Annotated in this window: 18 protein-coding genes; 10 read left to right on the top strand and 8 right to left on the bottom strand. The window is 57.5% G+C overall.

The window, feature by feature from the left end:
- Positions 1-97 precede the first annotated feature (97 nt).
- Entirely contained in the window at positions 98-826 is a 729-nt protein-coding gene (gene rpsB, locus BN1125_RS03420; protein WP_042010683.1) for a 30S ribosomal protein S2, read from the bottom strand.
- 369 nt (positions 827-1,195) lie between these two features.
- Between rpsB and map the strand changes: the two genes are divergently transcribed.
- The 4 genes from map (at position 1,196) to BN1125_RS03400 (ending at position 6,234) form a co-directional block, all read left to right on the top strand.
- Positions 1,196-1,984 (top strand): type I methionyl aminopeptidase, encoded by a 789-nt coding sequence (gene map / locus BN1125_RS03415; protein WP_042010682.1) that lies wholly within the window; start codon positions 1,196-1,198, stop codon positions 1,982-1,984.
- Between the two features lie 87 nt (positions 1,985-2,071).
- Positions 2,072-4,720, top strand: a complete 2,649-nt coding sequence (gene glnD, locus BN1125_RS03410) for a bifunctional uridylyltransferase/uridylyl-removing protein GlnD (protein WP_042010680.1) — start codon at positions 2,072-2,074, stop codon at positions 4,718-4,720.
- A 174-nt stretch (positions 4,721-4,894) separates the two neighbouring features.
- The gene (dapD, locus tag BN1125_RS03405; protein ID WP_042010679.1) at positions 4,895-5,722 is read left to right on the top strand and encodes a 2,3,4,5-tetrahydropyridine-2,6-dicarboxylate N-succinyltransferase; all 828 of its coding nucleotides are present in this window, start codon (positions 4,895-4,897) and stop codon (positions 5,720-5,722) included.
- 128 nt (positions 5,723-5,850) lie between these two features.
- On the top strand, positions 5,851-6,234 hold the full coding sequence (locus BN1125_RS03400; RefSeq protein ID WP_042010678.1) for a DUF3461 family protein: 384 nt from the start codon (positions 5,851-5,853) through the stop codon (positions 6,232-6,234).
- Between the two features lie 270 nt (positions 6,235-6,504).
- Here BN1125_RS03400 and ptsG read toward each other — a convergent pair whose 3' ends face one another.
- From ptsG to BN1125_RS03370, 6 genes are all read right to left on the bottom strand, one after another.
- Entirely contained in the window at positions 6,505-7,935 is a 1,431-nt protein-coding gene (gene ptsG / locus BN1125_RS03395; protein ID WP_042010677.1) for a PTS glucose transporter subunit IIBC, read from the bottom strand.
- Positions 7,936-8,350: 415 nt separating this feature from the next.
- The gene (locus BN1125_RS03390) at positions 8,351-9,316 is read right to left on the bottom strand and encodes a MalM family protein (protein ID WP_042010675.1); all 966 of its coding nucleotides are present in this window, start codon (positions 9,314-9,316) and stop codon (positions 8,351-8,353) included.
- Between the two features lie 91 nt (positions 9,317-9,407).
- Positions 9,408-10,721, bottom strand: coding sequence for a maltoporin (locus tag BN1125_RS03385; RefSeq protein ID WP_042010674.1), 1,314 nt, complete (start codon positions 10,719-10,721; stop codon positions 9,408-9,410).
- Between the two features lie 540 nt (positions 10,722-11,261).
- Entirely contained in the window at positions 11,262-11,702 is a 441-nt protein-coding gene (locus BN1125_RS03380) for a flavodoxin (protein ID WP_042010672.1), read from the bottom strand.
- 103 nt (positions 11,703-11,805) lie between these two features.
- Positions 11,806-12,579 carry a tRNA pseudouridine(65) synthase TruC gene (gene truC, locus BN1125_RS03375; RefSeq protein WP_042010671.1) on the bottom strand — a complete coding sequence of 258 codons (774 nt, stop codon included), beginning with the start codon at positions 12,577-12,579 and terminating at the stop codon, positions 11,806-11,808.
- The gene (locus BN1125_RS03370) at positions 12,576-12,911 is read right to left on the bottom strand and encodes a YqcC family protein (protein WP_042010670.1); all 336 of its coding nucleotides are present in this window, start codon (positions 12,909-12,911) and stop codon (positions 12,576-12,578) included. The genes truC and BN1125_RS03370 overlap by 4 nt, the downstream gene beginning before the upstream one ends.
- A 228-nt stretch (positions 12,912-13,139) precedes the next feature.
- Between BN1125_RS03370 and BN1125_RS03365 the strand changes: the two genes are divergently transcribed.
- The 5 genes from BN1125_RS03365 (at position 13,140) to BN1125_RS03345 (ending at position 16,036) form a co-directional block, all read left to right on the top strand.
- The gene (locus BN1125_RS03365; RefSeq protein ID WP_042010669.1) at positions 13,140-14,180 is read left to right on the top strand and encodes a DUF3549 family protein; all 1,041 of its coding nucleotides are present in this window, start codon (positions 13,140-13,142) and stop codon (positions 14,178-14,180) included.
- A gap of 89 nt (positions 14,181-14,269) precedes the next feature.
- Positions 14,270-14,569 (top strand): DUF3301 domain-containing protein, encoded by a 300-nt coding sequence (locus tag BN1125_RS03360; RefSeq protein ID WP_042010668.1) that lies wholly within the window; start codon positions 14,270-14,272, stop codon positions 14,567-14,569.
- A 61-nt stretch (positions 14,570-14,630) separates the two neighbouring features.
- Positions 14,631-14,867 (top strand): DUF2789 family protein, encoded by a 237-nt coding sequence (locus BN1125_RS03355; RefSeq protein WP_042010667.1) that lies wholly within the window; start codon positions 14,631-14,633, stop codon positions 14,865-14,867.
- A gap of 83 nt (positions 14,868-14,950) precedes the next feature.
- On the top strand, positions 14,951-15,247 hold the full coding sequence (locus BN1125_RS03350; RefSeq protein WP_042010666.1) for a hypothetical protein: 297 nt from the start codon (positions 14,951-14,953) through the stop codon (positions 15,245-15,247).
- A 3-nt stretch (positions 15,248-15,250) separates the two neighbouring features.
- Positions 15,251-16,036 (top strand): Zn-ribbon-containing protein, encoded by a 786-nt coding sequence (locus BN1125_RS03345; RefSeq protein WP_042010665.1) that lies wholly within the window; start codon positions 15,251-15,253, stop codon positions 16,034-16,036.
- A gap of 94 nt (positions 16,037-16,130) precedes the next feature.
- Here the strand turns inward: BN1125_RS03345 and BN1125_RS03340 are convergent, their stop codons facing one another.
- Positions 16,131-16,679, bottom strand: a complete 549-nt coding sequence (locus BN1125_RS03340) for a SecY-interacting protein Syd (protein ID WP_042010663.1) — start codon at positions 16,677-16,679, stop codon at positions 16,131-16,133.
- A 187-nt stretch (positions 16,680-16,866) separates the two neighbouring features.
- Between BN1125_RS03340 and queF the strand changes: the two genes are divergently transcribed.
- A complete protein-coding gene (queF, locus tag BN1125_RS03335; RefSeq protein WP_042010746.1) occupies positions 16,867-17,715 on the top strand; it encodes an NADPH-dependent 7-cyano-7-deazaguanine reductase QueF in 849 nt (282 codons plus the stop codon).
- Positions 17,716-17,718 lie beyond the last annotated feature (3 nt).

Here is a 17,718-nt window from a genome sequence, read left to right as displayed (position 1 = left end):
ATCCTCGGTCTTGATTTGACAAGAAACAGGGGCCACAAGGGCCCCTGCTAACCAATTACATCAGCTTGGTTAATAAGGGCTTTACAGTCCTTATTAATTACTCAGCTTCAACGAAGCCATCTTGTTCGGCTTGAACAACGATGTCCTGTTCGCGAGCTTCCAGTACGGTGTCAGCAGCAGCATTCAGGTACAGCTGTACGGCACGGATAGCGTCGTCGTTACCCGGGATGACATAGTCAACGCCGTCCGGGTTGGAGTTGGTATCAACGATGGAAACTACCGGGATACCCAGGTTGTTGGCTTCTTTGATAGCGATGTGCTCGTGGTCGGCATCGACAACGAACAGAACGTCAGGCAGGCCGCCCATGTTCTTGATACCACCCAGGCTCTTCTCCAGCTTTTCCATTTCGCGAGTACGCATCAGCGCCTCTTTCTTGGTCAGCTTGTCGAAGGTACCGTCCTGGCTCTGGGTTTCCAGATCTTTCAGGCGCTTGATAGACTGACGAACGGTTTTCCAGTTGGTCAGCATACCGCCCAGCCAGCGGTGGTTTACATAGAACTGGTCGCAACGCTCAGCGGCTTCTTTTACGGCTTCAGACGCGGCACGCTTGGTACCAACGAACAGTACCTTGCCTTTCTTGGCAGCTACGGAGCTGATAAAGTTCATGGCATCGTCAAACAAGGGAACGGTTTTTTCCAGGTTGATGATGTGAACCTTGCTGCGGGCACCGAAGATGTAGGATTTCATTTTCGGGTTCCAGTAACGAGTCTGGTGACCGAAGTGAACGCCGGCTTGCAGCATGTCGCGCATAGAAACTTTAGCCATTTTATACCTCTGTATGGGGTTAGGCCTCCACACATCCCATATAACCGACCTGTTAAGGCACCCCGGTATATGTGTCGATGTGTGTGTGTTATTGATTAAGGGTGATGAAATGTGGACGCAAGTTCCCCATTCCGGCGCGCTTTATACCATAACTTTGCTCGGGATACCACCGGCCGACACCCGAAACAGGTGTAAATAGGGATCCCGCCAGAGGATGTTGTGGCGGCGATTTGACGTTGTGATGACAATCACACTGGAAGTAGACGGGGGTTGCGGATAAAATTTTGCCCTGATTGCAAACGCATCTATTTTTCATTACCTGTCCTGTCGGCCCTCACCGGCCCAGCGGCAGGCCGTAAGAGAGATCCCATGTCCATTAAAATCAAGACACCGGAAGAGATTGAAAAGATGCGCGTTGCCGGCCAATTGGCCGCCGATGTGCTGGTCATGATTGCGCCCCATGTCAAAGCTGGCGTCACCACTGACGAACTGAACACCCTCTGCCACGACTACATGGTCAACGTGCAGCAAGCGGTGCCGGCTCCGCTCAATTACCACGGCTTCCCCAAGTCCATCTGCACCTCGGTGAACGATGTGATCTGCCACGGTATCCCGAACCATAAGAAGCTGCGCGATGGCGACATCGTCAACCTGGATATCACCGTCATCAAGGATGGTTACCACGGCGACACCTCCGCCATGTTCATCGTGGGTGAGACCACCCCGCTGCGCCGCCAGCTCTGCAAGGTAGCCCAGGATAGCCTCTACGCGGCCATCAAGAAGGTGCGCCCGGGTGCCTGCATCACCGAGCTCGGTGCGGTGATCCAGCCCATTGTCGAGAAGGCCGGTTTCTCCGTGGTGCGTGACTATTGCGGTCACGGCATCGGTGCCGAATTCCATGAAGAGCCGCAGATCCTCCACTACCGCAACAGCGGCAAGCTGGCGCTGAAAGCGGGCATGTGCTTTACCATCGAGCCCATGGTCAACAGCAAGAAGTATCACTGCAAGGTCAATCCGAAGGATGGCTGGACCGTGACCACCAAGGATGGCGGCGACTCCGCCCAGTGGGAGCACACCCTGCTGGTGACCGATGATGGCTGCGAGGTACTGACCCTGCGCCCCGACGACACTATCGACCGCATCATCAAACACAGCTAACATCGAACCCCGGCCCTGATATCCCAACGCGCCGGGGTTTTTACTGCCTGTTTCAGCCAGATGCCTGCCACTTGTGTGTGAGATGCCATGGACGCCAGCCTGATTTCCCCCCATCTGTTACCCGACGATCTACTCACCCGCGACAACTGCAAAGAGTACCTGAGCCGCTTTCTCGGCTGGCTGCACGCCCGTTTCGATGCCGGTGACAACATCATCGAGCTGGTCGCTACCCGCTCCGAATATATGGACCAGCTGCTGACCCGGCTGTGGCAGAAGTTTGGCTTCGACAAGACGGATCTCACGCTGATTGCTGTAGGAGGCTATGGCCGCGGCGAGCTGCACCCCCACTCCGACATCGACCTGCTGATCCTCTATGACGGCGACGAACTGGACGAGGTGCTGGGGCTACGCATTGGCGAGTTCATCACCTTGCTGTGGGATCTCAAGCTGGAAGTGGGCCAGGCGGTACGCAACGTGGCGGAGTGCATCGAGCAGGGCCAGGCCGACATCACGGTGGCCACCAACCTCATCGAGGCGCGCTATATCACCGGCCGCGAGGGGGGCTTCCAGCAGCTCAAGGAGGCCACTGGCCCCCAGCACTTCTGGCCGAGCGAAGCCTTCTTTCGCGCCAAACGACAGGAGCAGGCAGAGCGTCACCAGCAGTTTCTCGGCACCGCCTACACGCTGGAACCCGACCTCAAGAGCAATCCGGGCGGCCTGCGCGATATTCAAACCCTCGCCTGGGTCGCCCGTCGCCACTTCGGCGCCACCACCCTGTTCGAGATGACCAGCCACGGCTTTCTCAACCGCGCCGAGTACCGCGAGCTGCTCGACTGCCAGAACTTCCTCTGGAAGGTGCGCTTTGCCCTGCACATGGCCATCAACAAGGGGGACAACCGCCTGCTGTTCGATCGCCAGCGCACCGTGGCCCAGATGCTGGGGTTCGAGGGGGAAGGCAACACCCCGGTCGAGCAGATGATGAAGCGCTTCTACCAAACGGTGCGGCGGGTCTCCGAGCTCAACGAAATGCTGCTGCAGCTGTTTGACGAGGCGATCCTCGGCAACAGTGCCATGGATGTGCGTCGCCTCTGTGACGAGTTCCAGCTCCGTGGCCGCCTCATCGATGCGGTGGATGCGGAGCTGTTTAGCCGTGAACCGGTCGCCATTTTGCGCCTCTTCTATCAGATGGCCCAACATCCCGAGATAGCCGGCATCCACTCGGCCACCCTGCGCCAATTGCGCGAGGCGCGCCGCAAGCTCAACTGCTGGCTGCAGGAGTTGCCGGAGTGCCGTCGCCTGTTCGTGGCGCTGCTGCGCCACCCCAACGGCATCGGCCTGCCGCTCACCCTGATGCACAAATACGGCATCCTGGCCGCCTACCTGCCGCAATGGAACCTTATTGTCGGCCAGATGCAGTTCGACATGTTCCACGCCTACACTGTCGATGAGCACACCCATCGGCTGCTCAAGAACATTCATCAGTTCCCCAATCCGGCCAACCGTCAGAGCCACCCGCTCTGCCACGAGGTCTTCACCCGGCTGCGCAAACCGGAGCTGCTCAGCATCGCCGCCCTGTTCCATGACATCGCCAAGGGGCGGCGCGGCGATCACTCGGAGCTCGGTGCCGTCGATGCGCTGGAGTTCTGCCAGTTGCATGGTCTGGATCGCTACGAGAGCCGGCTGGTCGCCTGGCTGGTGCGCCATCATCTGCTGATGTCGGTCACCGCCCAGCGCCGCGACATCTATGATCCCGACGTGGTCACCGATTTTGCCCACAAGGTGCGCGACGAGCAGCACCTCGACCTGCTCTACTGCCTCACCGTGGCCGATATCTGCGCCACCAACGACACCCTGTGGAACGACTGGAAGGGCACCCTGCTGCGCGAGCTCTACTTCGCCACCCAGAAGGCGCTGCGCCAGGGTCTGGAGAATCCGCCCGACATGCGGCTGCGCATTCGTGAAAACCAGCGTCAGGCCAAGCAGTTCATGGCGCAGCGGGATGTATCGGAAGAGGCTATCAACCAGCTCTGGGCCGATTTCAAGGCCGATTACTTCCTGCGCCACAGCCCGGAACAGATCGCCTGGCACTGTCGCCACATCATCGAGCACGGCGATAACCCGGCACCGCTGGTGATCATCGGCAAACACCCGACCCGTGGCGGCAGCGAGGTGTTTATCTACTGCCGCGATACCCCGAATCTGTTTGCCACCGTCGCTTCCGCGCTGGATCAGAAGAACCTCAATATCCACGACGCCCAGATCATGAACTCGCGCAGCAACTATGTGCTCGATACCTTCGTGGTGCTGGAGCCAAACGGTGACCCAATTAGCCCCAACCGCACAGCCACCATCAAGAAGGCATTGGAGAAGGCGTTGCAGGAGCCGGGCAAGCTGGTACTGCGCAACAAGCCGCTGTCACGGCGCCACCGCCAGTTCAGCGTGCCGACCCGGGTCGTTTTTCTGCCCCGCTCCTCACCCCATAAAGGGGAGAGCCGCTACACCCTGATGGAGCTGACCGCCCTCGATACCCCGGGCCTGCTGGCACGGATCGGGGCCGTGTTCCAGCAGTGCGGTCTGTCGCTGCACGCTGCCAAGATCGCCACTTTCGGCGAACGGGTCGAGGACTTTTTCAGCCTGACCAGCCTGGATGGCGAGCCATTGACCGCCGAGCAGCAACAGCAGCTGGAAGAGCGGCTGGTGCACCAGCTCAACCCCCAGCACTCGGTGCTGGATTAAGCGAAAAGTGTTTCGAAAGACACTGATTGTCTGGCGTTTTTTGCCATGCCAAACAAATGGTTGGCGCACACAGGGCGAAGAAATGGCCGCTGGCCGGAAGAATTCCGATCCCCCCCTTAAAAACAGTCGGAAAAGTGTGATACAACAGACAGAATTTTTTAAAGGAAACCTGTCATGACCGAGTTGCAACAGATCATTGAAGCGGCCTTCGAGCGCCGCGACACCATTACCCCAAGCGCTGTGGACAGTGCTACCAAATCCGCCATCCTGCAAGTCATCGAGCTGCTGGACTCCGGCAAGGCCCGTGTTGCCGAGAAAATCGCCGGTGAGTGGGTTGTCCATCAGTGGTTGAAGAAAGCGGTACTGCTCTCGTTTCGTATCAACGACAACGGCATCATCAAGGGCGATGACGCCCAGTACTACGATAAGGTTCCCCTCAAGTTCTCCAACTACACCGAAGAGCAGTTCAAGGCCGCCGGTGTACGCGTAGTACCGCCAGCGACCGCCCGCAAAGGCTCCTTCATTGCGCCAAATACCGTGCTGATGCCCTCCTATGTCAACATCGGCGCCTTCGTTGATGAAGGCACCATGGTCGATACCTGGGCCACCGTCGGTTCCTGCGCCCAGATCGGCAAGAACGTTCACCTCTCCGGCGGCGTCGGCATCGGCGGCGTGCTGGAGCCGCTGCAGGCCAACCCGACCATCATCGAAGACAACTGCTTTATCGGTGCCCGCTCCGAAGTGGTTGAAGGGGTGATCGTCGAAGAGGGTTCCGTCATCTCCATGGGGGTCTTTATCGGCCAGTCCACTCGTATCTATGATCGTGAAACCGGCGAGATCCACTACGGCCGCGTACCGGCTGGTTCCGTGGTCGTCTCCGGCTCTCTGCCCTCCAAGTGCGGCAAGTACAGCCTCTATGCAGCGGTGATCGTCAAGAAGGTCGATGCCAAGACCCGTGCCAAGGTCGGCATCAACGCCCTGCTGCGTTCCATCGACGAGTAAGCGGTTTTGCTGTGATTTCAAAGGGCGCCTGATGGCGCCCTTTTGATTTTGGCGCCCCTGTCACAGGCAAGCCATGAGGCTTCGGTTAAGATAGAGATGACAGGATCGTTTCACACCGAGGAAGCCCGATGTACGAGAATCTCAAGAGCCTGGGGATCCAGGAACCCACCTCAGTGGATAGCTATACCCTGCGCCAGGAGGCCAACCACGACATCCTCAAGATCTACTTCAAGAAGCAGAAGGGCGAGTTCTTCGCCAAGAGTGTCAAATTCAAGTATCCCCGCCAGCGCAAGACCATGCTGGTCAATTCGGGCACCCATGAGTACAAGGATGTCACCGAGATCAACGCCAACCTCAAGTATGTGGTGGATGAGCTCGACAACCTGACCCAGGGCGTCCATCTGCAGGCCGACCCGGACATCAAGCAGAAGATCCTGCGCGACCTGCGCCATCTGGAAAAAGTGGTGCAGAACAAGATCAGCGAAATCGAGCGGGATCTGGAGAAACTCTAACCCCCTCCACTTCCAACAAAGGAGCGCCCGGGTGGCGCTCTTTTTATTGGCAGACACGTTAAGCCCTTAATTTGCGAAAAAGCGGTTCAATACAGTGAGCCACACACGCTATGTATCCATCCTAGCCGGAGCTGGGCTCCTGCAAACCACATCCCAGGCAAACCAATTGCTTCGGCTATCCAAGCCGTACCGCCAAGGCAGGCTCACGCAAATAGCAAGAGGGAGGCTTGCGCCTCCCTCTTCAAGAACTCTGCTATGCAGGCAACAGGATTAGTTGCTCTTCATCCAGATATCCATGTCAGTTTTCAGGTTGTCGGACTTGGTACCGAAGATGGCTTGGACGCCGGAACCCGCCACGACCACACCGGCAGCACCCAGTTTCTTCAGACCAGCCTGGTCAACTTTGGCGACATCTTTCACGCCAACACGCAGACGGGTGATGCAGGCATCCAGCGACGCGATGTTCTCTTTACCACCGAAGGCGGCAACCAGCGCAGCAGACATCTCGTCTTTGCCCTGACCAACGGTCTCTTCAGCAGTCTCGTCTTCACGACCCGGGGTTTTCAGGTTCATGGCACGGATAACGAAGCTGAATACGACGTAATAGATACCAGCGTAAACCAGACCCAGACCTACCAGCAGCAGCATGTTGTCGGCACGCGGAGATTGCACCACGAAGTCGATGAAGCCGTTGGAGAAGGTGTGACCATGTACCACACCCAGCATGTTGGTCAGCACATAGGCCAGACCAGCCAGTACCGCGTGGATTGCGTACAGTACCGGCGCGATGAACAGGAAGGAGAATTCAATCGGCTCGGTAATACCGGTCAGGAAAGAGGTCAGGGCAGCAGAGGCCATGATACCCACGATCTTGGCGCGGTTTTCCGGCTTGGCAGCGTGAGCAATGGCGAACGCAGCAGCAGGCAGACCGAACATCTTGAACAGGTAGCCACCAGCCAGCTGACCGAAGCCGTTACCGGCAGCGCGGGACGCCTCATCAGCAGTCAGGAAGCAGGTCATGATACCGTGAACAGTCTCACCGGCGCCGTTGACGCAAGTACCCGCCTGATAGAAGAAAGGTACGTTCCAGATGTGGTGCAGACCGAACGGGATCAGGGAGCGCTCAACCACGCCGTAGATACCGAAGGCCAGAACCGGGTTCTGGTTGGCAGCCCAGTCAGAGAAGGCACCGATAGCGCCACCCACTGGCGGCCAAATCACGGACAGGATCACACCCAGACCGATGGAGAGGAAACCGGTGATGATGGGTACGGCACGTTTACCCGCGAAGAAGCCCAGATACTCGGGCAGCTGGATCTTGTAGAAACGGTTGAACGCCCAGGCAGCCACACCACCGGCCAGGATACCCCCCAGCACACCGGTATCGATGCTTTCAACGCCCATCACCGGCGCCATCACCTTCAGGGTGGCGGTCATGATGCCGTAGCCAACGATGGCAGACAGACCGGACACGCCGTCGTTATTGGTGAAACCCAGTGCCACGCCCACGGCGAACAGCAGGGCCATCTGGCCAAATACTGAGCCACCGGCTTGCTCCATCAACTGGGAGAAAATTTCTGGCAACCAGCTGAAGTTTGCAGCACCGACGCCAAGCAGAATACCTGCTACTGGCAACACGGATACTGGCAGCATCAGCGATTTACCAACCTTTTGCAGATTAGAAAACGCATTTTTCATCATGTGTGTATGCTCCTGAATGGATCGTCTTCCCTGAACGATTTATCTGGATGATATTTCATCCAAACGCTTTCGCTTCAGGTTTGTTTATTTTGACCATCAGAATATAACCCAGCGGGTCATAAATTGCTGCTTTCGAAGGTGGGGGAATATTGAATTTGGAGGGAAGATCACAACTTGTTTAGCCGCTAAAAAGCAGCACCAACACAAGTTAATAATCCGCATTATAAGTCTATGACAGATAAATATACATTGCAGTTTCAGTTTGTATTTTAATAACGCAAACCACATCAAACTGAAACCAATTGTAACTCAATGTAACTTCATCATTTTTATTTATTACAGTCTACCGATTAAAAAGGCCTCCAACAAGGGAGGCCTCAATAAATATATCTGACCAGCAAAGGCCGATATTAGGTTATTTTTGCGAGCGCTTCACCGCATCGACAAACACGGTTTTTGCCTTGGTTGAACCGGCCCGTTCGGCCTCGTTCACCAGCTTCATCGCCTTGTCGATATCCCCCGCCTTGACCGCTTTTTCGATCTGGCTCTGATAGAAGGTTTCAGTTTCACTCAGCATGGCTGGCGCCGGTTTAGCTGCGACTGTTGCCGTCGTAGTAACGGCTGCAGCCGTCGCTATCTCGGCGACCTGCTGACCCTGGCTCATGGCCACCTTGTCGGCATATTCGGGTTTGAATACCGCTTCAAGACCACTTCCTTTAGCCATATCTTTTACTTTGATCTGCAGCAAGCCCCACGGCGAGTGCGGGATCACCGGATCCTTGATATCAGGCTCAACGGTGCCATTAGCACGAGCAAAAGCTTTTGATGGATGCAAAATTGTGGTGCTGCCTGAGAGCTGATCCGCGGGCGCATAAACGATCATATATGTTTCGCTGGCCGGATTGCCCGGCATGCTGCGGTCAACAAAGAGACGCCCTTCTATACGGTCGTTATCGAGCAAGTGAGCAGGCTGATAACTGAATACTGACTCACCCAGTACGCGAGTCACCTTGAACTCGGCATCCAGCATAATGACTTTGGGCACCATCACGGTTTTGCTCACCTGTGATGCCAGGCTGATCGCCAGATTGCCGGTGTTGACCGGCAGGCGATAAGCCGCAAAGTAACTCATCCCCTCATCAAACTGAAAAGTGGGTTGCTTGCCATCGATGGCCAGCAAGGTCTCACCTTCAGGCAAGGGGGCATAACTGAAATCTTTAAACGCCACACAGCAGCTTGAGGCTTTGGCCAACGCTTGCTTGGCTTGAGCGGCATCGCTCAGAATCGCGCCATGTTCTTGCAGAGGAACGATCATGTTTCCGGCACAACCGGTTAATAGCGCAGTGATTACGGCTGCAGTAGACATCTTTACCCGTTTCATTTTTCTTATCTCCATCATCCGGTGGCCGTGATCCGGCGAAACAAAACTGCCCCCATAAGGGGGCAGTGACTAACTTAACTTAAATTTTTGCTTACCACCAAGCTTCTGCTTGAACACCATAGTTCCAAGTGTCTTTTGATGATTTACTATCGAAAGGCTTACCAGCCATATCGTTATCATCAAGACCCACGTAGGAGGCAAACACACGAATTTCAGGACGGGCCCAGAAGCTGGAACCGGCAGACCAGGCTTGAGCCAGAGTCAGCTTGTAACCAGAATCCTTTGCTTCAGAACCATCGGTGGACTTGTTGTTGTCCTTGTAGTAACCGCCTTCAAAGATGGTCTTGTTGAAGTCATCCCACTTGTACATCGGGCGAACAACAACTGACATGGTTTCCCACTTGTCGTTGCCATCCCACATTTCGTTACCTACCCCGTAGACCAGCTGGTGACCCATCTCCCAGGAGTTACCCATCGGAAGAACGCCCCAGTTGATGATACGGAAACCATCGGCACCGTCTTTGGCTTCAGCACCGTACCAGGAACCATCACCATAGAAAGCCATGGTCTTGGAGTAACCTTCGGTACCATACTGCAGCACGGTTTTGTTGAAACCACCGAGGATGCCTGCGGTCAGTTCAGCAGTCAGCATGACACCATCTTGCGGGTCTTTGTTCAGTGCTTCCTGATCATCGGTCTCGTTAACCAGTGCGTAATCCACGCCCAGTTCCAGAGAGGCATCGGTCCACAATGGGATGCCGGCATAACGCAGATCCAGGGTATTAACGTTCAGATCTTCGTTTTTCTGGAACTCACCAGGCTTGGTCTCGGTGTACTGACCGAACACATCAGCCGCGCTGCGATCGTTGCGTACCCATGCGAAAGAGACTTTACCCGGGCCAGCCTGGATGCCTTCGATACCTGCACCAGCACCGGAGATGTTCCAGTAGTAGAAGTCGGAGATATGGATGTCGTGACGTTGGTAGTAACGCTTACCGGCCCACAGGGTGGCTTCAGGAGCAAAGCTCAGTAAGCCTTTGGCTTGTACGTTGAACTGACGCAGAGCGAAGTCGGAATCACCATTGCACTGCTCGGCATCGAAGTTACAAACAGTACCGGTACTTTCCCAGTCATTGGAACCGTCGGAAGTCATGGCAAACATGGAGTCAACATAGAAAGTCTTGCCATCTTTGTTGAATACTTCTTGGCCAAGCTGAACTTCACCATAAGTGTCGTCTTCATTACCAAGACGACCCACTTTTTGTTTGCTCAAAGGCTGCATGTCACCATCACTGGAGACACCGACACCAGAACGCATGTAACCGTGGAAATCTACGGCAAAGGCGGCTTGGGAAGCCAGGGCGGCAGTAACGGCTGCTGCAATCGGGAGCCACTTCATTTTCATTGTCATAATCCTTATTTCCCGCAGTGAGGAGGGTGATCCTGAATATTCAACTTCTTATCACCATGTAATCCTGTTGGTGATAACCGAGGTTGATTATAGGGAGCGGTTTTCACGACAAGTATGAGGCGACTCACAAAATGGCGACAAATCGCTCGGCAAACGATCGCCACAACACCAGCCAGTAAAAAACCGTCACAACAAGCAATAACCACCTAAATAAAGCACAAATTTGGCAATCACAGACAACCAGAAAGCGTTACCAGTAATTAATTTGCGATAGAACCAAAGTGATTATTTTACGATTGAATGACAAAAACATGACTGAGATCGCTTTCAAGATTGAACTTTTATTTGGACGACGAGTCTGCGGCACGCTTAAAACCATAACGACGAGGGAATGCAAAAAGGGGAAAATCTCACTCCCCCCCCTATCGACCATCACAATGGGGAACCTTGCTGAGTGAGATGACATGTGTGCAAATCGCCATCCCCTGCCGGTTCAGGGGCAGGGGAGTGATACGACTCTATTTCAGAGAATACTCAGGGCTGAATATCCCACTTTTTCAGCCAGGTGAGTGCCACCTGTTCGGGTTCATCGTGCAGGGTGGCATCCAGCTCCAGCGGGGGGATCACTCGCGTGGCCCCCAGCTCTTGCAGCCATCCGTCCAGCCGACGGCCTGCGCCACAAAAATGGTCATAGCTGCTGTCGCCCATGGCAATCAGGGCATAACGCAGCCCCTTGAGCCAGGGCGTCTGGTCAGCCAGCTCGCTGGCAAAGGGCTGCAGATTGGGCGGAATGTCCCCCTGCCCGGTGGTGGCACTGACCAGCAATAAAAAACGGCCGGGGTCGATGTCCGCCAGCCGTGCTTCTTCGTGCAGGGCACAGTGATGCCCCTTGCGTGCCAACTCATCTGCCAAGGTCTCGGCCACCAGCATGGCTGCGCCGTAGACAGTTCCTACCACGATATCGATCTGCGCCATTCTCCGCTCCCTGCTTGAGTCACTATCTTGAGCAATGCTCATGAGCAACTCTATCAGCAAGCTGGCGTCAGATGCCACCGGTTCAGGGCCGAGGATCAGGCGCTTAGTAGTCGCTCTCGCTGGCGGGCCAGCCCAGCGCGGCAAACAGGCGCAGCACATCCTGCCCGAGCGGTGCCTGGATCCGCATCGGTACCTTGAGTACCGGATGGGTAAAGCTCAGGGTGCGTGCTACCAGCAGCAGCCGTTCACAGCCAAAGTGCTCGCGAAAGAAGCGGTTGTGGCGGCCATCCCCGTGGGTAGTGTCCCCGACGATGGGGTGGAACAGGTGATCCATATGGCGGCGCAATTGATGTTTACGCCCGGTCTTCGGAAACAACCTGACCAGGCTGTAACGGCTAGTAGGGTGCTTTTTGGAGACCGCGTGGGGCAGCTCGACCTGATGCAGGCGGCGGAAGGTGGTGATGGCATCTTGCGCCGGGCGATCCGGGTTGCTCATGGCATCGGCGATCTTGTCCAGCTGCTCCTTGAGGGGGTAGTCGATCACCCCCTGCTCGGGCGCCCAGCCCCGCACCAGCGCCAGATACTCCTTGTGTACCTGACGCTGGGTAAAGGCTTCAGTCAGGGCACGGGCAATCACCGGATCGAGCGCAAACAGCAGCACGCCGGAGGTGGGACGGTCGAGGCGATGCACCGGATAGACATGGCGGCCGCCAATGAGATCCCGGGTCATCTGCATGGCGAAGCGGGTCTCAGCCTTGTCGAGCCAGCTGCGGTGCACCAGTAGGCCGGACGGCTTGTTGACCGCCACCAGCCACTCATCCTGATAGAGCAGGGTGAGCTTCAGGTCACTCTCTTCTCGGGTTTGCTGTGACATCATTGTTCGATCACTTTGCCGGAGAGCAGCAGATCGAAACGGGCGATCAGGCGCAGCAGCGCTTTCACCTCGGCCAGCTCCTCTTTATAGACCTCACTGGCCATGGGATAGAGAGAGACATTAGCGGGCAGCGGTGCCTGCAGCATCACCAGTTGCTCCATGCGCGGGATCAGCACGAACTGCAGCCACTGATCAAAGCTCAGGGTATCGACACAAAAAGGCAGGGTGCTTGCCAGGGCTTCGTCACCGGGATGGTCAGCTTGCCAGCGCTCAAGGCGCTGCAACTCGGCGGTGAGTTCCCCCAACAGGCCAGCTACCAGCAAATATTGATTCATCTCGCTCTCTTCCTCATTACCACGGGTGAAACCGGCCCAATCAGCCAAGCCGGATCGTCGATATGCGGCAGCCAGCGCAGCCTGCCGCCTGTAAAAAAGGGCGATACTATACACCTCCCCCCGCATGGCTGCCATGTTGATATCTGCCGCAGCGCGCGTCTGCTGCTACTGGCTATCCTCGGCCAGGGCCTTATAATCGGCCCGCATCACCTTTAGCCGGATCTCACCATGTCTGCGACGCCTACTGCCATCAATACCTTGACCGAATTTCTGACTCAGGCTGGCACCCAGTTCCAGCTGTTTGACATGGGCCGCCAGGTGCGGCCGCTGGCAAGCGATACCTTTGCCCGCGTCGAACAGCAGCAGGAACCCTACCCCTGGCCGCTGCAACAGCACGCCTGGCTGGGCGTTCACTTCTTTCAGCAAAGCGAGTCGCGCCACTACCTCTGGTTTCTCAAGTTTGCCCTCGATGAGCGCGGCCTGCTGATGTCAAACGGCCCCAAATTGTTCATGGATCAGGTGGTGGAGACCCTGGGCTACAAGCTCACCGGCGATCTGGATGAAGAAAAAGCCCAGCGCTTGGCCGACAACCCCTACACCTTCCGTCCGGCGGAGGCCAAGATGGCCAGTCTGCACGCCAAGCTGGCCCGTCAGCTGGAGCAGGCCCCTTCTGCCTACTACGATGCCCTCTGCCACTATCTGGCTGCTCCCAATGACAGCGGCTGGCAAACACTGGGGCTGCAGGGGTTTGCCGATCTGGCCGAGCGACTGCATGACGAGCGCAATCTGGCGCTGATCTGCAAGGCGCTGCCCAAGCTGCCGCAAGAGCCGCTCTATGCCCTCTGCCAGAGCCTGGAAAACGCCCCGCTGCCACCGGCGGTGCAAGGCGCCCTGCTTGAGCGGATCGGCAAAGAGCAGGAGTGCGCCGCCCCCAACCCGGAAACCTTGGCCTATCTCTGTCGCGCCATGGCCTCCTGTCCCGGCAGCACCTTGCGCAGCAACAAGCTGCTGACCCTGCTGCAAACCCAGCCGAGCCCGGCCCTGCTGCTCGCCATCGCCGGCCGGCTCTGGCCCGATCTGAAAGATGCCCATCTGCTCAGCCACTATCTGGAACAGCTGGCGTTGCAACCGACCCAGTTCTTCAATCAGGTTTTTGCCGAGTTGGTCACTTTACCGGCCCTGCGCAATGATATGCTGGCCAGACTGCGCGACCCAGAGCGCAGCGAGGCGCTGGGCAAGGCCATCGGCCGTCTGTTTGCCTCGGCCTGATCCCGCGTTCGCGCACGGACAACGACAAGGAGACGGGAAGCCCGCCATGGGGATTCCCGTCATCACACGGACAACAAGGAAGCCCCTCCATGGGAGAGATGCTCGGAATTCTGTTGCTGATGGCCGTTGCCGGACTGTTCTGGCTGCAACGCCGTCAGGCTGAAGTGGCCTGGCAATATATGCGCCGCTACTGTCAGCACCATGATCTGCAACTGCTGTCGCTGGCTCGCTATCGGCGGGAGCTGGCGCGCCATCCCCTGCGGCTGCTGACCCACTACCAGTTTGAATTCTCCAGCGACGGCGAGAGTCACTATCAGGGCACCCTCAAGATGCAGGGGCTGCATGTGGTCGGCGTCGAACTCCCCCCTCATCGCATCCCCTCTGCCTGATCGCCGGTCTCGTCTCTGCGCCCTGACTATAATCTCAGGAATTAGTTAAGGGAGAGACGAGATGGCACACCTAGCCCACGATCTGCCAGCCCTGTTTTCCCAGCTCGGGATGGCCAACGACGAGTTGAGCCTGCACCGCTTTGTGCACGACCATCATCTCGACAACGAAACGCTGTTGCCGGAGGCCAGTTTCTGGAGCGCCGCCCAGGCCAGCTTTTTGCGCGATGCCCTGTGGCACGACTCCGACTGGTGCGAGGCGATCGACCAGCTCGATCTGATGTTGCGCCAGCCCCGCTAAGCCGCCCGCCCCTTTCCTCCCCTGCCGGCTTTGGTTAAGATCCCGCCCCGATATCGATCCCCCTTTTCACCCAGAGCATGCTTATGTCCGCCCACGAGATCATCCGAATTGCCAACGAGCTGGCCGCCAAGGGGCTGATGCCCACCACCGCCATGATCAAGGCCCGCCTCACCCAGCCCGTGCCAATGGCCGAGCTGCTGAAAGTGCTGAGCCAGTGGAAGCAGCAGCCCGTCGCGACCGCCGAGAGTGAGAGCGTGTCAGAGGCAGCGCCCCAGCCAGCACCGGCGCTCACCCTGCAGCAACTCGCCGAGCAGCTCGCGCGCATCGAACAGAAGGTGGATCGCCTGACCGACCTGCTTATCCAGCAGGGGCAAGGCTGAACCATGTATATCGTCGAGCTCTGCTTTGAGTGCTACCGCGATACCTCCCTTGGCGACGCCGAGCGGGCCATCGTCAACTACCTCGACATGCTGCGCTATCAGGGGCAGATCCTCGGGCGGGAGTTCCCCACCAGCATGCACGACGGCTATTTCGTCAGTCGGGTGGTCTGCCCGGAGCAGGATAGCCTGCACCCGGACAACCAGAGCGATCAGGTCAGACTGGCCGAACAGCAGCTCAATCAGGCGGGGCTGCTGGCACCGAAACTGCAGCTGCAGGGGGCGGATCTGCTCTCTGACAGTACCGATCCATGCGGCACACAGGGCGAACGGCCGAGCTGGATGCTGCTCTATACCAGCTTTTTGCATACCTGCTCGCCGCTGCGCTGTGGCGACCACTTTGCCCCCATCCCGCTCTACCAGCTACCCGCCGTCGCCAACGGCGATCAGAAACAGATCATCAAGTGGCAGGAGGATTGGGAGGCGTGCGATCAGCTGCAGATGAACGGCTCCATCGCCGAGCATGCGGCGCTGCACGAAATCGGCGAAGTGGGCAGCCGCCTCTACCGGCGCGGCAGCGATCTCGCCAAGCGGCTGGAAGTGCTGAGCGGCATCCCCACCTACTACTACCTCTACCGGGTGGGCGGGCTGAGCGCCGCTGACGAGAAGGCGCGCCTCTGCCCCAGCTGTGGCGGTCAGTGGGTGCTGGCAGAGCCGCTACACGAGATCTTCGACTTCAAATGCGACAGCTGCCGACTGGTCTCCAACCTCTCCTGGGATTTCAAGGATTAAGCGCGTTCCCCGTACACGATGCCATAAAAAAAGAGCCTTGCCGCATGGCAAGGCTCTTTTCGTTCCGATGAGTAACCTTGGCTCGCACACGCGTCTATTGCGGCAATGTCTCCAACCGTTCCAGAAACACCGGAAGAGAAGGGGCCAACGGCAGACGGCGGCCGGAGTCGAGCCACTCCAGCCACACCTGACCACTCTCGTTATCCAGCGAGATCAGCGTCATCTCGTTACGGGTGGTGGCAATAAAGATGGAGGGGGCACGCTTTAGCTTGCGCAACATCAGCAGATGGCCGATGAGGTTCTCTTTGAGCAGATCGAGATCCGCCTCGTTCCACGGCAGGATCAGTTCAAGGCGCAGCCCCTTGAAGAGGCAGGGGATGGGACGGCTGAACCAGTGACCAAACAGGGCAATGGCGCTGGGATGAATCGTCAGCTCGAGGGCATCGGCCATAGCCGAAAAATCGGCAGGCTCGGGGCGATAGTGAGGACGCCAGCCCACCCGACCATCGGCGGGCTCACCAAGCTGACAGGGAGAACGCCACTCCGCCTCCCACTCGCACAGAGGCAGGCCTCGTCTGGCCTCGCCATCCCGTTGCCAGCGGGTAAAAAAGTGCTTCAGGGCAGACAAAACTTGATCCGACATCGAAAATCCCCACAATTGCTGGCAAAGTCTGCTATTGCACCACCAAACCGGGTGACAGACAAGGTTGCCAGCCGAGCCTGGGCGCAGGCTGTGCCGACCACCAAGCCAAACGGCTGCACAACTGCGGCCAGGCAGGCGCTAGCACGCTTCCTTTCCATCATCATGAACACATCAGGTGAGCAAACACGTGAGCAAACAAGATAGATACGCCGGGGCCAGCGCCCTGACCGGCCTGAGCCTGGGCCAGCAATCCGATTACATCAGCCAGTACACCCCCTCCCTGCTGCAGCCGGTTCCCCGCAGCCTGAACCGGGATGATCTCCAACTAGGTGATGATCTGCCCTTTAGCGGTTGCGATGTCTGGACCCTCTATGAGCTCTCCTGGCTCAACGCAAAGGGCAAGCCGATGGTGGCGGTGGGTGAAGTGACCATTCCGGCCACCAGTGCGAACCTGATCGAATCCAAATCCTTCAAGCTCTACCTCAACTCGTTCAATCAGACCCGTTGCGACTCTATCGAGGCAGTCGCCGCCATGCTGACCAAGGATCTGAGCGCCTGCGCCGGCGAGCCTGTCAAAGTGACCCTGTTCCCCCTCGACAAGGCGCCACACCAGATTGCCCTGCTGCCCGGCGAGTGCATCGACGAACAGGATATCGAAGTAGACAGCTACGAGTTTGACGCAACCCTGCTGCAAGGGGCGGCCGGTAGCGAGCAGGTGGAAGAGACCCTGCACAGCCACCTGCTCAAGTCCAACTGTCTGGTCACCAGCCAACCGGACTGGGGCTCTGTAGTGATCCGCTACAAGGGGCCGAAACTCGATCGGGAGAAGCTGCTGCGCTACCTCATCTCGTTCCGCCAGCACAACGAGTTCCACGAGCAGTGCATCGAGCGGATCTTTATCGACCTCAAGCACTATTGCCAGCCTGAGCAGTTGACCGTCTATGCCCGCTACACCCGCCGCGGTGGCCTCGACATCAACCCGTTCCGTTCCGATGTCGAAACCGTGCCGGCTAACCTGCGCCTGATCCGTCAATAAACG

This window comes from Aeromonas fluvialis, assembly GCF_000819885.1.
GTDB classification, from domain to species: Bacteria; Pseudomonadota; Gammaproteobacteria; order Enterobacterales; family Aeromonadaceae; genus Aeromonas; species Aeromonas fluvialis.
Note: the sequence above shows the minus strand (reverse complement) of the source record. Positions and strands in the feature narration are given on the sequence as shown.

What these genes read in the sequence shown, in the direction of transcription:
- rpsB (WP_042010683.1), bottom strand. Translation starts at nt 826, where the DNA reads ATGGCTAAAGTTTCTATGCGCGACATGCTGCAAGCCGGCGTTCACTTC.
- map (WP_042010682.1), top strand. Translation starts at nt 1,196, where the DNA reads ATGTCCATTAAAATCAAGACACCGGAAGAGATTGAAAAGATGCGCGTT.
- glnD (WP_042010680.1), top strand. Translation starts at nt 2,072, where the DNA reads ATGGACGCCAGCCTGATTTCCCCCCATCTGTTACCCGACGATCTACTC.
- dapD (WP_042010679.1), top strand. Translation starts at nt 4,895, where the DNA reads ATGACCGAGTTGCAACAGATCATTGAAGCGGCCTTCGAGCGCCGCGAC.
- BN1125_RS03400 (WP_042010678.1), top strand. Translation starts at nt 5,851, where the DNA reads ATGTACGAGAATCTCAAGAGCCTGGGGATCCAGGAACCCACCTCAGTG.
- ptsG (WP_042010677.1), bottom strand. Translation starts at nt 7,935, where the DNA reads ATGATGAAAAATGCGTTTTCTAATCTGCAAAAGGTTGGTAAATCGCTG.
- BN1125_RS03390 (WP_042010675.1), bottom strand. Translation starts at nt 9,316, where the DNA reads ATGAAACGGGTAAAGATGTCTACTGCAGCCGTAATCACTGCGCTATTA.
- BN1125_RS03385 (WP_042010674.1), bottom strand. Translation starts at nt 10,721, where the DNA reads ATGAAAATGAAGTGGCTCCCGATTGCAGCAGCCGTTACTGCCGCCCTG.
- BN1125_RS03380 (WP_042010672.1), bottom strand. Translation starts at nt 11,702, where the DNA reads ATGGCGCAGATCGATATCGTGGTAGGAACTGTCTACGGCGCAGCCATG.
- truC (WP_042010671.1), bottom strand. Translation starts at nt 12,579, where the DNA reads ATGATGTCACAGCAAACCCGAGAAGAGAGTGACCTGAAGCTCACCCTG.
- BN1125_RS03370 (WP_042010670.1), bottom strand. Translation starts at nt 12,911, where the DNA reads ATGAATCAATATTTGCTGGTAGCTGGCCTGTTGGGGGAACTCACCGCC.
- BN1125_RS03365 (WP_042010669.1), top strand. Translation starts at nt 13,140, where the DNA reads ATGTCTGCGACGCCTACTGCCATCAATACCTTGACCGAATTTCTGACT.
- BN1125_RS03360 (WP_042010668.1), top strand. Translation starts at nt 14,270, where the DNA reads ATGGGAGAGATGCTCGGAATTCTGTTGCTGATGGCCGTTGCCGGACTG.
- BN1125_RS03355 (WP_042010667.1), top strand. Translation starts at nt 14,631, where the DNA reads ATGGCACACCTAGCCCACGATCTGCCAGCCCTGTTTTCCCAGCTCGGG.
- BN1125_RS03350 (WP_042010666.1), top strand. Translation starts at nt 14,951, where the DNA reads ATGTCCGCCCACGAGATCATCCGAATTGCCAACGAGCTGGCCGCCAAG.
- BN1125_RS03345 (WP_042010665.1), top strand. Translation starts at nt 15,251, where the DNA reads ATGTATATCGTCGAGCTCTGCTTTGAGTGCTACCGCGATACCTCCCTT.
- BN1125_RS03340 (WP_042010663.1), bottom strand. Translation starts at nt 16,679, where the DNA reads ATGTCGGATCAAGTTTTGTCTGCCCTGAAGCACTTTTTTACCCGCTGG.